Here is a 13,924-nt window from a genome sequence, read left to right as displayed (position 1 = left end):
CTTCTGCAAACACCATCAAAAAAAGGTGACCGGAACGAAGCGAATTGGCGAAGCATAACATATATGACAACTAACAAATGAATTCTACATATATGAAAAAACAAACGATAACGCTAACGTTGGCACTCTCTACTTTATTAGTTGGAATGACTAACGCACAAAAAAAGGAAACCCCTAAAAAAGAAACCACCCCATTTGTTTGGGAAGGTGCCAATTTGTATTTCTTGCTAACCGACCGTTTTAACGACGATAACAATAAGAAAGAAATATACTTTGACCGGACCAAAACTACGGGAAAAATACGTGGTTTTGAAGGGGGAACAATCAAAGGAATCACAAAAAAAATAGAAGAAGGTTACTTCGAAAAACTCGGAATCAATGCCATTTGGTTAACACCAATTGTAGAACAGATTCACGATGGTGTAGACGAAGGAACGGGTTTAAGCTATGGCTTCCACGGGTATTGGGCGAAAGATTGGACAGCTTTAGATCCAAATTTTGGCACTAAAAAAGACTTAGCTGATTTGGTAACCAAAGCTCACGCTAAAGGAATCCGTATTGTGTTAGATGGCGTAATCAACCACACCGGACCCGTAACAGCCAATGATCCCGTATGGCCTAGCGAGTGGGTTAGAACTTCTCCTCAATGTGATTACAAAACTTTCGAAGGAACTACAGCTTGTACCCTAGTTGCCAATCTTCCCGACGTAAAAACCGAAAGTGAAAAAGAAGTTGCCCTCCCTCCTTTCTTGATTGAAAAATGGAAAAAAGAAGGCCGTTACGAAAAAGAAATGGCTTCATTAGATGCTTTTTTCAAAAGAACAGGCTATCCAAGAGCACCAAAATACTACATCATCAAATGGTTGACAGATTACATCGTTGAATTTGGAATCGATGGCTACCGTGCCGATACCGTCAAACACACCGACGAAAAAGTATGGGCAGCCTTCCAAAAAGAATGCAATTATGCCTTTGAGGTTTGGAAGAAAAACAACCCGTCCAAAGTTCTAGATAACAACTCGTTTTACACCATAGCCGAGGTATATAATTACGGAATAAGCGGCGGACAAGATTTTGATTTTGGCGACAAAAAAATCAATTATTTCCAAAACGGCTTCAACAATATGATCAATTTTGAGTTCAAATGGGATGCTCAAAAAGACTATGAATTCATTTTCTCAAAATACTCTTCTAAACTCAACAATGAGTTGCAAGGATTTAGCGTGCTGAATTATTTATCTTCTCACGACGATAGCAGTCCATTCGATGCCAAAAGAGAAAAAACCATCGAAAGTGGGACTAAACTTTTGCTTTCTCCCGGAATTTCGCAAGTGTATTATGGGGATGAATCTGCCCGTTCCTTAGCTATCGAAGGTGCAAAAGGCGATGCCACTTTACGCTCGTTTATGAACTGGAAAGCCATCAAAACCAATCCCGAAACCCAAAAAACATTGGCGCATTGGCAAAAATTAGGACAATTCAGAAAAAACCATCCTGCAATCGGAGCTGGAGTTCACAAACAAATTGCGGCTACTCCTTATACCTTCAGTCGTTATTTTTCAAATGGAAACTTCACCGACCAAGTGGTCATTGCTTTAGATGTGAATCTTGGAACCAAAGAAATACCCGTTGGCACCATTTTCGCAGAGGGAACCCTTCTTCGCGATGCCTATTCTAACCAAGAAGCAAAAGTGACCAATGGAAAAGTAACAATTAATTCTAATTTTACTTTTGTGCTTTTAGAAGCTAAAAAATAGAGATTTCATAAAAGTTCTAAAGACCGCAAATTCGCAAATTCATTTCCAAGTAGGGAGTGAAATTTGTGAATTCGCGGTTTTTTTTCAAAAAGAAAAAAGAAGAAATACTTTTTACTTTGCGTTCCTTGCGTAAATCTTTGCGAACCTGGCGGTTACTCTTTACAACAAAGAAACACTAAGAAATACTTTTATACTTTGCGTTCACTTGCGTAAATCTTTGCGAGCCTTGCGGATAATTTTATAAAAAACATAAAACAATGATAACTTCATATTTAACCAAGAAGTAATTGCTTTTTCCTATTTTAGACCAAAAGAAAAAAAATGAAACTTCAACCCTATCTTTGGCTTATTTTTATTGGATTAACCAGTTGTACCACTATGCACAAACCACTCAACATTGGCCACAGAGGCGCCATGGGACACGAAACCCAAAACACCGTTCCCGCGATTAAAAAAGCAGTAGCGATGGGCGTCGACCGCATCGAAATTGATGTGTTTATCATCAAAACAGGAGAAGTTATGGTGTTTCACGACGATATTTTGGATAGCCTCACCGATGCCAAAGGTCCGATAGAAGACTACACCTTCGAAGCTTTGCGAAAAGTAATCGTAAAAGGCGGACATCACATTCCTACCCTAGAAGAAATCATCACCACCATCGACCGAAAAGTACCTTTGAATATCGAATTAAAAGGCAAAAATACCGCCGAAGCTACACACAAAGTTGTTGCTGCTTTTATTAAAAAAGGTTGGGCGACAAAAGATTTCATCATCTCCAGTTTCCTTTGGGAAGAATTAGAAACCTATCGAAAACTCGATTCCAAAATAGCCATTGACGTCTTAACAGAAGAAAATCCGCTAGACGCACTCCCTATGGCGCATCAATTAAAGGCACAATCCATCAATCCTTGGTTCAAAACCCTCACGCCCGAAAATGTAAAACGCATTCACCAAGAAGGATTTAAAATCAATACGTACACTGTAAACGAACCTGAAGACATTAAAAGAGTAATCGCATTGGGTGTCGATGGAATTTTTTGTAATTTTCCCGAAAGATTACGATGATGTACGACTGTTTAATTGTGGGAGGTGGCGCTGCAGGTTTTTTTACTGCCATCAACATTGTAGAAAGAAATCCAAAAGCCAAAGTAGCCATTTTAGAACGTGGCGCCGAAGTGCTAGGCAAAGTGCGCATTTCGGGTGGCGGTCGTTGCAATGTTACTCACGCTTGTTTTGAACCTAACGAACTCGTAAAATTTTACCCAAGAGGCGAAAAAGAATTGCGAGGGCCTTTCCATCAATTTTGCTCTGGTGATACTATCGAGTGGTTTGAACGCCACGGCGTAGCCCTCAAAATTGAAGACGATGGCCGAATGTTTCCCGTTTCGAACTCTTCTCAAACCATCATTGATTGTTTTCTAAAAGCTACCCAACAGTTGGGTATTAAAGTCCTCACGGGTCAGAGCGTACAATCTATTTTCAAAAAAGACAACTACTGGAAAATTGATACCCAAAATCAAAATTATCAAGCCGAAAATTTGATTTTAGCTACGGGAAGCAACCCAAAAATTTGGGAGATGCTACAGGAATTTGGCCACGCCATCATTCCACCTGTGCCCTCTTTATTCACTTTTAACACCAAAGACTCCCGAATCAAAGAATTGCCAGGCATTTCGGCAAAAGTAACCGTAAGAGTGAAGGACACCAAACTCGAAGCCACAGGACCACTTTTAATTACCCATTGGGGAATGAGTGGCCCCGCTATTTTGAAACTATCCGCTTGGGGTGCCCGCATTTTGCACGACAAAAACTATCAATTTACACTTTTAGTGAATTGGCTCAATACCATCGATACCGAAGAAGCCATCGCGCATTTGAAAACGCTAAAACAAGAACAAGCTAAAAAAACAGTCGCCAAAAAATCACCGTTTGAACTCACCAATCGTTTGTGGGAAAGTTTGGTACTCGCCGCTGGCATCAGCACTGAAACCAAATGGGCGGATTTGTCCAAAACCCAATTGCAACACTTGGCACAACAGCTCACTAATGGTGTTTTCCTCATCAATGGTAAAAGCACTTTCAAAGAAGAATTCGTTACAGCTGGCGGTATTGATTTAAAGGAAATCAACTTTAAAACAATGGAAAGTAAAATCCATCCCAACCTTTATTTTGCAGGAGAAATTGTCAATATCGACGCCATCACAGGTGGTTTCAATTTTCAAAATGCTTGGACTAGCGGGTTTATTGTAGCGAATGCGGTGGGGTAAAAAATTTCAACAACTACAAATCATTTTAAAAGGTTTCCGCGATACAATTTTTTAGGTTTTAAAAATCTTTTTAACCGCAAATTTCAAATCTGGGAAAGTTGGGCTTTGTAATTTACTATCTTGAATTAAAGGTTTTATACCGATATATTTCTCGTTTTGCAACACAAAAATCGCAATTGTTTTTTCAGAAGGGTTAACGATCCAATATTCTTGCACGCCATTCTCTTCATACAAATCGTACTTAATATCCATTTCTTTTTTAGAATTGCCCGGCAATAAAATTTCGATGATTAAATCTGGCGCACCAATACAGCCTTTCTCGTCTATTTTACTTCTATCGCAAATCACACACAAATCAGGCTGAATCACAGTAGTAATTTGATGATCAGCAGTGCTTTCCTTAAAGTTAATTAATCGAACATCAAAGGGGGCAGCAAACATTTTGCAGGATGTTTTATGAAAAACTTTATCAATTTCTCTACTTAGTTGCCAAGAAACCTCTTGATGAAAACTACCCGGCGCAGGACTCATTTTAAAGATCTTCCCTTTAATCAATTCGACACGTTCTTTGAACTGCCACATCAAATAATCGGCATACGTATAGCTTGCTTTTAAATCCAGCTGTTTTATGTTGGTGATTATTGTTGCCATTTTTTATACAATTAATTACAAATTTACATTTATTTTATCTGAAATAGGAAAACAAAAATCGGTAATTTGGAATCCATTTGACACGAAAACATCCTCACCTTTATCCTCTCGATTATAGGCGGATTTAATTTCCAAAATGCTTGGACAAGTGGGTTTATTGTAGCGAATGCGGTGGGGTGAATTTCTAAATCTTAAATATCAAAATCAACAATAAGAGGAGTGTGATCACTTAGAGAAATCCAATCATTATAATTACCAATTTCTACTGATTTAAGTCTTTGAATAAAATCAACTGAAGCAAAACAATAATCGATATGATAAGGCTTGTTTAAATGACGATACATATACAAAGTGTGATGTTGCTCTTTTCCTTGTTCATATCCGTTAAAAAAATGATAAACACTTTTTATTTTCTTGTCAAATAATTTTTGCACAACGTTTGAATGATTATTCAATCTGTTTTTTTTATCCCAAATGGTGTTGCTATTGAAATCACCCATTAATATTGTAGTTTCCTCGCTTAAAAGCTCTTCATAAAAATGGATAGCTTTAAATACTTGTTCTATATACGCGCCATCTTTATCTTTAGGATTGTTAGCCCAAATAGCCAAAAGAACAAAATCAATTGCACCTCCAGAAACTTTAATTGGCAAAACCGTTTTAATTTCAGGATTATGCATGTCTAGCAATTCTAACTTATATTTTCCAAAAGAGAAAACGCCAAGCCCTTTATTTTGATTTTCACCAAACCACAAAAATGAACTTGGAAGATCAAATTCATGCTCAAATTTTAATTTCTCAAGAGATTCGCATTCAGGTACAATTAAAATATCAGGAGATTTTGAAACAATAAAACGAGCTTTCTTTCTAAAAGCCATATTACAATTCCAAGTAATTACTCTCATCTAATTAAGTGCTTAAAAAATTATTTATTCAACCACCAAATACTTATATTTAATACGGTAGCAAAACTAACCCATGCCAAATAAGGCAACAATAAATAGCCTGCAATTTTATTGATTTTAGCAAACTGAAGATAGGTTTCATAAATCATCAACCACAATAAGACAATCTCGATTCCCGCTAAAAAAGGATTATGCAAACCAAAAAACAAATAGGACCACAAGGCATTCAACGCCAATTGAATCGCAAAAAGCGTCAAAGCTTTTTTGACAATCGGTCGATTCCATTCGATTTTATCCCAAACCAAACCCGCGGCAACACCCATCATCACATACAACAAACTCCAAACGGGAGCAAAAACCCAATTTGGTGGATTAAAAGAAGGTTTTATCAAAGTCGGATACCAATCCAATATAGCCTGACGCGTCACCATTCCAGAAAAATAGCCTATTGCCAAACAAGTAACAACTACGGTAAGGATTCGAGTAATCTTATTCATTACATTATGTTTTTTAAATGGATTCAAAAATAGCCAAAAGTAACTAAAGGTTCGTCAAAAGAAATAAACCAATTACCAAAAAAAGTATCTTTGCCAAAATTTCATCTTTCATGACCGATACGAATACTTTTATACCTACTGAAGCATATACCCAAAATATTGACAAAGGTTTTTTCGAGTGGAGTGCTCCAAGTAATATAGCCTTAGTAAAATACTGGGGAAAAAGAGACGATTTGGGCCATCAAATACCAGCCAATCCCTCTATAAGTTTTACACTAAATCACTGTAAAACCATTACTAGCGTAGCTTTTGAAAAGAAAGACCTTTCGACTTCTATCAATGGAACCAATCCAAGTGATTACTCTTTTGACTTGCTTTTTGAAGGGCAGCCTAAAGAAGAATTTAAACCAAAGATTCAGAAATTTTTGGAGCGCATCACGCCATTTATGCCTTTTTTGAAAGACTATCATTTTACTATCAATACCGAAAATACGTTTCCGCACAGTTCAGGAATTGCTTCTTCTGCTTCGGGGATGGCGGCTTTGGCTATGAATTTTATGAGCATTGAAAAAGCCTTACACCCTGAAATGAGCGACGATTATTTTTATCAAAAAGCTTCTTTTCTGGCGCGTTTAGGTTCAGGAAGTGCTTGCCGAAGTGTGAAAGGAAATTTGGTAGTTTGGGGAAACCAAATCAATATTGAAGGAAGTTCGAACCTTTTTGGTGTACCTTTTTCAGGAAAAGTACATTCGGTTTTTGAGAATTATCAAGACACGATTTTGTTGGTTGACAAAGGCGAAAAACAAGTATCGAGTACTGTGGGACATGATTTAATGCACAATCATCCTTTTGCAGCACGCCGTTTTGAACAAGCGCATGAAAATATCGACCAATTAATTCCAATATTCGAAAACGGAGATTTAGAAGCATTTATCAAAATTGTAGAAAGCGAGGCGTTGACCTTACATGCGATGATGATGACTTCCATGCCGTATTTTATTCTAATGAAACCAAACACATTGCAAATCATCAACGCCATTTGGAAATACAGAAACGAAACTAAAACACCCGTTTGTTTCACCTTAGATGCAGGGGCGAATGTACACGTTTTATACCCAGAAAACGTGAAAGAATCCGTTTTGCAATTTATTCAAAGTGAATTAGTTGGCTATTGCCAAAATGGTCAATATCTTTGCGACCAAATTGGGTTCGGTGCTGCAACTTTGTAAACTCTTTTTTGCTATCTTTGACACCTATCTCTAATGAAACTATTATGGATATTGAATTAGAAAAACTGGAATTAATCAAATTATTGGAAGCAACACAAGATGTAACTATTGTTGCCGCCATTAAAAAGATTTTCAATGCTTCGAAAAAAGATTTTTGGGAAGAACTGACACAAGAACAAAGAGATCAAATTGAAGAATCGGAAAGAGAAATTGAACGTGGAGAATATTTTCTTTATGAAGAAGTAATGTCAAAATACCGAAAATGAGAAAAATAATTTTCTCTCGGCGTTCTAAATTGCAATTGGAAGAATTAATTGAGTATTTAGAATATAGATTCTCATTAATCACGAAAGAAAAATTTGTTGCTACATTGGATAGTTTTGTAGTTTTAATACAAAAAGACCCCGAAATTTTTCCCAAATCTGAAGCAAATAAAAAAATAAGAAAATGTGTGATTTCGAAACAAACCACTCTATACTATAGTTTCAACAATCAGGAAATACGTCTTTTGTCATTTTTTGACACCAGACAAGACCCAACAAAAATTAAAAAAATAAAATAAGCATTACACCTATGAAAGGACCTTTATTTTACTCAAAAATATTACTTTTCGGAGAGTACGGAATTATTCAAGACTCTAAAGGATTGTCTATTCCCTATAACTTTTACAACGGTGCCCTTAAAAAAGAAGACCATCCTTCGCAAGAAGCGATCGCGTCGAACGGCCATTTGAAACGATTTGTAACCTATTTGGAGTCCTTACAAACTGAGCAACCTGATTTGGTACAATTTGACATTGCCACGTTGCAAAAAGACGTAAACGAAGGCATGTACTTTGACTCGAGTATTCCGCAAGGCTATGGTGTAGGCAGTAGTGGGGCTTTGGTGGCGGCTATTTATGACAAATACGCACAGCATAAAATCACGGTTTTAGAAAACTTAACGCGTGAGAAATTATTAGCCTTAAAAACCATTTTCTCTCAAATGGAAAGTTTTTTCCATGGAAAAAGTTCTGGCTTAGACCCGTTGAATAGCTATTTGAGCATTCCGATTTTAATCAATTCTAAAGATAATATTGAAGCCACAGGTATTCCGACTCAAAGTTTTGATGGCAAAGGCGCGGTATTCTTATTAGATTCAGGCATCGTGGGAGAAACCGCTCCGATGGTGAATATATTCATGGAAAGTCTGAAAGATCAAGGTTTCCGCAATATGTTGAAAACACAATTTGTAAAATATACCGATGCTTGCGTAGAAAATTTCCTGGGTGGCGACATCAAATCCTTATTTACGAATACCAAAAAATTATCTAAAGTGGTCTTAAGCCATTTCAAACCAATGATTCCAGAAGAATTTCATGGTATTTGGCAAAAAGGAATTGAAACGAATGACTATTACTTAAAACTTTGTGGTTCTGGCGGCGGCGGCTATATTTTGGGTTTCACTCAAGATTTGGAGCGTGCAAAAGTTGCGTTAAAAGACTACAAACTTGAAGTAGTGTACCAATTCTAAAATCCTTAGACGCTATTCATGATTCAACGAGAGCAGAAGCTATTGTTATTGAAAATCGTTAGTTTGTTCTCTGTTATTCGAGGGTACAACATTCCAATAATTATTATTGCCCAATATTTATCGGCTATTTTTATTATGGCGCCAGAGCAACGTGCGCTGAGTATTTTATTGGACTTTAACATCTTTATTTTGGTATTTGCTTCAGCGATTGCCATAGCCTCGGGCTACATCATCAATAACTTTTACGACAGCCAAAAAGATTTAATCAACCGTCCGAACAAATCGATGCTGGATCGCTTGGTGAGTCAAAAAACGAAACTTCAGGTGTATTTTACTTTGAATTTCATTGTGGCATTGATGGCATTATTTATTTCGTGGAGAGCTTTTTTGTTTTTTTCCTTTTACATTTTTCTGATTTGGCTGTATTCGCACAAGTTAAAGAAAATCGTCTTTGTTGGAAACTTATCAGCGGCTTTGCTGGCCGTTTGGCCGTTTTTTGCCATTCTTTTGTACTACTACAAACCCACATCGATTGAAGATTTGGAAAGTCACAAAGATCATTTTGAGGTAATCTTTGCCCACGCTTCTTTTTTGTTTTTACTGATTTTGATTCGAGAATTGATCAAAGATTTAGAAAATTTGAAAGGCGATTTGGCCAATAATTATCACACCATTCCTGTTTTTTATGGAGAAAATTGGTCCAAAAAAATCAGTACGGGATTAACGGTTTTAACGTTAGTGCCTGTTTATATTTTGATTGAGTTGTATGATGTGGGTTATATGGATATTTACTTTTATAGTTGTTTGATTGTACTGTTGTTTTTTCTGCTTTTGTTATGGCAATCCAACCACAAAACGCACTACATTAGATTGCACAACATCTTAAAATTTTTGATTGTAGCGGGCGTTTTTTGTATTGTTTTGATTAACCCAAGTGTGCTTTGGCATGGTAAAAATTGGTTATTGAAGCAGTAATTTCTTTTGAAGCAAAACGTTCTTTATTGCAGGATTCCCTAGCCCTGATGGGAACGGCATCCTTTACTGCCGGGGTTCGGCAGTAAAGATATAGTGGACAGCAGGAAACAGCTCCTAAAACAAATCTCCTTACTAAAAAATGCTACTTAACTACTATAAATTAGCTAGTTATCGTTTTCTAATTATCGAAAATCGTTTCACAAGGATATAAATAGTATCTTTGCCTCAAATTAGAGATTATTATGAATAATAAGGAAGGCAACAACAAACGAGGCGGAGCAAGGCCAGCAGGTTCAAGACCCAATTCGAATAAGCCAAAACCTGCGATGCAAAAAAGGGCACAAGGGCCTAAAAAAGTAAAACCAACTGCCAAAATTGAAGAGGCAAACAAAGTGGTTAAAAAACCCAATCAAGTAGCTAAAAGACTTAAAGAAAAAGACGAAATTCGTTTGAATAAATACATTTCGAACTCGGGCGTTTGTTCGAGACGTGATGCGGATATTTACATTCAATCTGGTAATGTAAAGGTAAATGGTGTTCCCGTAACTGAAATGGGATACTTAGTAAAACCAACTGATGTCGTGAACTTTGATGGTAAAGTTTTGACTCCAGAGAAGAAAGTGTACATCCTATTGAACAAACCTAAAAACTTTACCACGGCACTTGATGAAGGTCAGGAATACCGTAATGTTTTGGAATTGGTGAAAGGTTCTACTACGGCTAAAATTGGCCCAATTGGTAGAATGGACAAAAATACTACCGGCTTGTTATTGTTTACCAATGACACCGATATGATTCGAAAATTCACTTTACCGAATCAGAAATCATCTAAAATCTATCAAGTTTCTTTGGACAAAAATTTGAAATTTGAAGATTTAGAAAAAATCAACAAAGGTTTGGTTATTGATGGGCATCGTGTTTTTGTAGAAGATGTTAGCTACATAGAAAACGAACCCAAAAGCGAAGTAGGTCTGAAATTGCGCTCCGCGAATGTAAAAGTTGTGCGTTCAATTTTCGAGCAATTCAGTTATGACGTGTTACGCATCGATCGCGTTTCGTTTGCAGGCTTAACCAAGAAGAATTTACCAAGAGGCAATTGGCGATTGTTGACGGATCAAGAAATCATCAATTTAAAAAACGTTTAACAAAAATAAACACTAAACCATCCCATTACAATTCATTTGCAATGGGATTTTTTAATTATAAAATTTATGACTCCAGAAAAATTAATTTCAATTGCCTACAAATGGTTCGAATGTTTTAACAATAAAGAGTTAGAAAAATTACTATCCCTTTATGACGATGAAGCGGTTCATTTTAGTCCAAAGCTAAAAATCCGTCAACCTGAAACCCAAGGCCTAATCTCAGGAAAAGAGGCATTAAGAACTTGGTGGCAGGAAGCGTTTGAACGACTACCAAGTTTGCACTATAAAGTAACCTCGCTTACCGCCAATGGTGATCGAGTATTTATGGAGTATGTAAGAAAGGTAGAAAACGAGACCGATTTGTTAGTCGCTGAAGTTTTGGAAGTTAAAAATGAAAAAATTATCTCTTCGAGAGTCTATCACGGATAATTTTTACAAAAAAATAAAGTAGCTTTACGGTTGTTCTAAACTAATCAAAATGAAAAGAAACCTATTCCTTTTAACTTTTACGCTAACTGTATTTTTAATTAGCTGTAAAAAAGAAGCAAACTCAACCGATTTTACCGCTCTAACCAAGAGCTACTTTGACGACAAAAATGTCTTGAATCCGCTTGGCGCCACACAAAATGGTCAAAACGAATACAACGACCAACTACAGTTTGAAATGACGGATTCGTACAGAAAAAAGCAAGAAGCTTTTTATGAAAAGTACGAAACAGCATTAAGCACGATAGACACAACAACCCTTTCTGAAGAAGAGCTTAACAGCTATAAAATCATAAATTGGGAAATTGCTATGGGCAAGGAAATGCTACAATACCCTACTAATTTAATGCCTATGAATCAGTTTGAAGGCACCCATTTAACAATCGGACAAATGGCTGGCGGCACTGGCGCACAACCTTTTAAAACCGAAAAAGACTACACCAACTTCTTAAAAAGAATGGAATTGTACAGCCAATGGATCGACTCCGCTATGGTATATATGAAAAAAGGAATCAAAGAAGGTGCGGTGCTTCCCAAAGCCTTAACCCTAAAAATGATTCCACAATTTGAACAAATGCCAACAGCCAAAGTCGAGGACAATCTATTTTATTCTGCGGTGAAACTGATGCCTACAACTATTTCAGCAGCAACAAAACAAGACATTGCCAACAAATACAGCGCGGTTATTACCACAAAACTGATTCCGAAGTATCAAAAAATGAGTACTTTCTTGAAAACGGAATACCTACCCGCATCTAGAAATTCAAGTGGAATTGGCAGTCTGCCATTTGGCAAGCAATTATACTCAAGTTACGCAAAGCAGTGGACCACTACGACCACCACTCCAGAAGCCATTCATGAATTGGGACTCAAAGAAGTAGCCCGCATTCGAAGTGAAATGGAAAAAGTAAAAGCCCAAGTAGGTTTCAAAGGAAGTTTATTGGCTTTTTTTGATGAAGTGCGAAACAAAAAAGAGTTGATGCCTTTTACTAAGCCTGAACAAGTGATTGTCAATTTTAATCGTATTCATAAGGTAATTGAACCGAAAGTCAATCAGTTATTCTCATTACAACCCAAAACCAAATTTGAAGTAAGAAGAACCGAAGCATTTCGTGAAAAAACCGCTAGCGCCGAATACAATCAAGGTACAGCCGATGGTAGCCGTCCAGGAATTTTTTACGTTCCCATTCCAGACGTTAAAAGCTACAACATGTATGGCGACGAAGATTTATTTTTACACGAAGCTATCCCTGGGCATCATTTCCAGGTTTCATTACAACAAGAAAATGCAAATTTGCCTGATTTCAGAAAATTCAATTGGTTTGGCGCTTATGGCGAAGGCTGGGCTTTATATACCGAAAGTTTAGGCAAAGAATTGGGATTATACCAAGACCCTTATCAGTATTTCGGGATGTTAAGCAACGAAATGCATCGTGCTATCCGTTTGGTGGTCGATACAGGATTACACAGCAAAGGCTGGACCAGAGAACAAGCCATCGAATATTCTCTAGGAAACGAAGCCGAAAGTGAAGCCAGTATTATCCCTGAAATAGAACGTTACATGGCCATTCCGGGTCAAGCGCTCTCCTATAAAATGGGACAACTTAAAATTATGGAGCTTCGAGAAAAAGCAAAAACCAAGTTGGGCAGCGCTTTTGATATTAAAAAATACCACGAAAAAGTATTAGAATCCGGTTGTTTGCCTTTGGCATTATTAGAGACAAAAATTAATCATTGGATTGAAAAAAAATAGTTTTGTTATGAAAAAAAAGATTTTAACTGCACTAGCTACCTTGACTTATTGTATCACAACTGCACAATTTGAAGTTCATAGAATAGAACTAACCTCCCCGGGAGCATTATTTCGAAATCCTGACTATAATAACTTGAACTTGAAGAAAATTGAAGGTTCACCTTATCTTGATGATAATTTTGTTCTTGCTGAAATTTCAGGTGTCCCAGAAAAAATTTTAATTCGATATAATATTTTAAATGACATCATTGAAGTTCAATTTGACAATTTGAAAAACTATAATTTAACTAAGTCTGATCCTTACTTAACTATAACTCCCATAGGAAAAGCAAACAAAATAAAGTTATTAAGATACATTAGAAATGAAGTAGAAATTTTCGGCTACTTGACGCAAATTTTGGAAACCAAAGAAATTGAAGTTTACAAAAAAAATCAAGTAAAGCTTCAAAATGCAAAAGAGCCAACGAGTTCTTATCAGGAGACCTCCCCTGCCAAATTCATAAAATTAAAACCTGAATATTATTGGAAATTAAGCAATAAAAAAATAACACAAATTTCTAAACACAAAAAGGGAATACTTGAGCTATTTCCTGATAAAAAAGAAGCAATAAATATCTATTTCAAAAACAACAGAATTGATTTTGATGATGAGAGTAGTATTATTGAATTATCAAAATTCATTCAAACATTACAATAAATCTTTATTCCATGTACAACAAAAGGGATGTTGAATCACTCAACATCCCT

Annotated in this window: 15 protein-coding genes; 12 read left to right on the top strand and 3 right to left on the bottom strand. The window is 36.5% G+C overall.

Going from position 1 to position 13,924, the window contains the following annotated elements; translation table 11 throughout:
• Positions 1–92: 92 nt before the first annotated feature.
• The 3 genes from FLB_RS08240 to FLB_RS08230 all read left to right on the top strand — a co-directional run bounded on the left by FLB_RS08240 (position 93) and on the right by FLB_RS08230 (position 4,024).
• Positions 93–1,757, top strand: a complete 1,665-nt coding sequence (locus FLB_RS08240) for an alpha-amylase family glycosyl hydrolase (RefSeq protein ID WP_064715609.1) — start codon at positions 93–95, stop codon at positions 1,755–1,757.
• Positions 1,758–2,078: 321 nt separating this feature from the next.
• Positions 2,079–2,822 (top strand): glycerophosphodiester phosphodiesterase, encoded by a 744-nt coding sequence (locus tag FLB_RS08235; RefSeq protein ID WP_064715476.1) that lies wholly within the window; start codon positions 2,079–2,081, stop codon positions 2,820–2,822.
• Positions 2,819–4,024, top strand: a complete 1,206-nt coding sequence (locus tag FLB_RS08230; protein WP_064715475.1) for an NAD(P)/FAD-dependent oxidoreductase — start codon at positions 2,819–2,821, stop codon at positions 4,022–4,024. The genes FLB_RS08235 and FLB_RS08230 overlap by 4 nt, the downstream gene beginning before the upstream one ends.
• A 51-nt stretch (positions 4,025–4,075) precedes the next feature.
• Here FLB_RS08230 and FLB_RS08225 read toward each other — a convergent pair whose 3' ends face one another.
• The 3 genes from FLB_RS08225 to FLB_RS08215 all read right to left on the bottom strand — a co-directional run bounded on the left by FLB_RS08225 (position 4,076) and on the right by FLB_RS08215 (position 6,077).
• The gene (locus tag FLB_RS08225) at positions 4,076–4,675 is read right to left on the bottom strand and encodes a Uma2 family endonuclease (protein ID WP_064715474.1); all 600 of its coding nucleotides are present in this window, start codon (positions 4,673–4,675) and stop codon (positions 4,076–4,078) included.
• A 191-nt stretch (positions 4,676–4,866) separates the two neighbouring features.
• Positions 4,867–5,580 carry an endonuclease/exonuclease/phosphatase family protein gene (locus tag FLB_RS08220; protein WP_064715473.1) on the bottom strand — a complete coding sequence of 238 codons (714 nt, stop codon included), beginning with the start codon at positions 5,578–5,580 and terminating at the stop codon, positions 4,867–4,869.
• Positions 5,581–5,600: 20 nt separating this feature from the next.
• Positions 5,601–6,077, bottom strand: coding sequence for a TspO/MBR family protein (locus FLB_RS08215; protein ID WP_064715472.1), 477 nt, complete (start codon positions 6,075–6,077; stop codon positions 5,601–5,603).
• Positions 6,078–6,187: 110 nt separating this feature from the next.
• Between FLB_RS08215 and FLB_RS08210 the strand changes: the two genes are divergently transcribed.
• The 9 genes from FLB_RS08210 (at position 6,188) to FLB_RS08170 (ending at position 13,874) form a co-directional block, all read left to right on the top strand.
• The gene (locus tag FLB_RS08210; RefSeq protein ID WP_064715471.1) at positions 6,188–7,306 is read left to right on the top strand and encodes a diphosphomevalonate/mevalonate 3,5-bisphosphate decarboxylase family protein; all 1,119 of its coding nucleotides are present in this window, start codon (positions 6,188–6,190) and stop codon (positions 7,304–7,306) included.
• Positions 7,307–7,350: 44 nt separating this feature from the next.
• A complete protein-coding gene (locus FLB_RS08205; protein ID WP_064715470.1) occupies positions 7,351–7,572 on the top strand; it encodes a hypothetical protein in 222 nt (73 codons plus the stop codon).
• Positions 7,569–7,868 (top strand): type II toxin-antitoxin system RelE/ParE family toxin, encoded by a 300-nt coding sequence (locus FLB_RS08200; RefSeq protein WP_064715469.1) that lies wholly within the window; start codon positions 7,569–7,571, stop codon positions 7,866–7,868. Before FLB_RS08205 ends, FLB_RS08200 begins: the two co-directional genes overlap by 4 nt.
• Positions 7,869–7,879: 11 nt before the next feature.
• Positions 7,880–8,818, top strand: coding sequence for a mevalonate kinase (locus FLB_RS08195; protein ID WP_064715468.1), 939 nt, complete (start codon positions 7,880–7,882; stop codon positions 8,816–8,818).
• A gap of 18 nt (positions 8,819–8,836) precedes the next feature.
• Complete coding sequence (locus FLB_RS08190; RefSeq protein WP_064715467.1) at positions 8,837–9,793, top strand: geranylgeranylglycerol-phosphate geranylgeranyltransferase; 957 nt, start codon at positions 8,837–8,839, stop codon at positions 9,791–9,793.
• A gap of 242 nt (positions 9,794–10,035) precedes the next feature.
• A complete protein-coding gene (locus FLB_RS08185) occupies positions 10,036–10,938 on the top strand; it encodes a pseudouridine synthase (protein ID WP_064715466.1) in 903 nt (300 codons plus the stop codon).
• Between the two features lie 66 nt (positions 10,939–11,004).
• Complete coding sequence (locus tag FLB_RS08180) at positions 11,005–11,367, top strand: nuclear transport factor 2 family protein (protein WP_064715465.1); 363 nt, start codon at positions 11,005–11,007, stop codon at positions 11,365–11,367.
• A gap of 49 nt (positions 11,368–11,416) precedes the next feature.
• The gene (locus FLB_RS08175; RefSeq protein ID WP_064715464.1) at positions 11,417–13,177 is read left to right on the top strand and encodes a DUF885 domain-containing protein; all 1,761 of its coding nucleotides are present in this window, start codon (positions 11,417–11,419) and stop codon (positions 13,175–13,177) included.
• A gap of 7 nt (positions 13,178–13,184) precedes the next feature.
• Positions 13,185–13,874, top strand: a complete 690-nt coding sequence (locus FLB_RS08170) for a hypothetical protein (protein ID WP_157490581.1) — start codon at positions 13,185–13,187, stop codon at positions 13,872–13,874.
• Positions 13,875–13,924: the final 50 nt, after the last annotated feature.

The sequence above is a fragment of the Flavobacterium succinicans genome, from assembly GCF_001662485.1.
In the GTDB taxonomy this organism is placed as follows: domain Bacteria; phylum Bacteroidota; class Bacteroidia; order Flavobacteriales; family Flavobacteriaceae; genus Flavobacterium; species Flavobacterium succinicans_A.
This window is presented reverse-complemented; position numbering and strand designations above follow the sequence as displayed.

Bases quoted from the DNA above. Each gene is read 5' to 3' on its own strand.
- FLB_RS08240 (WP_064715609.1), top strand. From the start codon at position 93: ATGAAAAAACAAACGATAACGCTAACGTTGGCACTCTCTACTTTATTA.
- FLB_RS08235 (WP_064715476.1), top strand. From the start codon at position 2,079: ATGAAACTTCAACCCTATCTTTGGCTTATTTTTATTGGATTAACCAGT.
- FLB_RS08230 (WP_064715475.1), top strand. From the start codon at position 2,819: ATGATGTACGACTGTTTAATTGTGGGAGGTGGCGCTGCAGGTTTTTTT.
- FLB_RS08225 (WP_064715474.1), bottom strand. From the start codon at position 4,675: ATGGCAACAATAATCACCAACATAAAACAGCTGGATTTAAAAGCAAGC.
- FLB_RS08220 (WP_064715473.1), bottom strand. From the start codon at position 5,580: ATGAGAGTAATTACTTGGAATTGTAATATGGCTTTTAGAAAGAAAGCT.
- FLB_RS08215 (WP_064715472.1), bottom strand. From the start codon at position 6,077: ATGAATAAGATTACTCGAATCCTTACCGTAGTTGTTACTTGTTTGGCA.
- FLB_RS08210 (WP_064715471.1), top strand. From the start codon at position 6,188: ATGACCGATACGAATACTTTTATACCTACTGAAGCATATACCCAAAAT.
- FLB_RS08205 (WP_064715470.1), top strand. From the start codon at position 7,351: ATGGATATTGAATTAGAAAAACTGGAATTAATCAAATTATTGGAAGCA.
- FLB_RS08200 (WP_064715469.1), top strand. From the start codon at position 7,569: ATGAGAAAAATAATTTTCTCTCGGCGTTCTAAATTGCAATTGGAAGAA.
- FLB_RS08195 (WP_064715468.1), top strand. From the start codon at position 7,880: ATGAAAGGACCTTTATTTTACTCAAAAATATTACTTTTCGGAGAGTAC.
- FLB_RS08190 (WP_064715467.1), top strand. From the start codon at position 8,837: ATGATTCAACGAGAGCAGAAGCTATTGTTATTGAAAATCGTTAGTTTG.
- FLB_RS08185 (WP_064715466.1), top strand. From the start codon at position 10,036: ATGAATAATAAGGAAGGCAACAACAAACGAGGCGGAGCAAGGCCAGCA.
- FLB_RS08180 (WP_064715465.1), top strand. From the start codon at position 11,005: ATGACTCCAGAAAAATTAATTTCAATTGCCTACAAATGGTTCGAATGT.
- FLB_RS08175 (WP_064715464.1), top strand. From the start codon at position 11,417: ATGAAAAGAAACCTATTCCTTTTAACTTTTACGCTAACTGTATTTTTA.
- FLB_RS08170 (WP_157490581.1), top strand. From the start codon at position 13,185: ATGAAAAAAAAGATTTTAACTGCACTAGCTACCTTGACTTATTGTATC.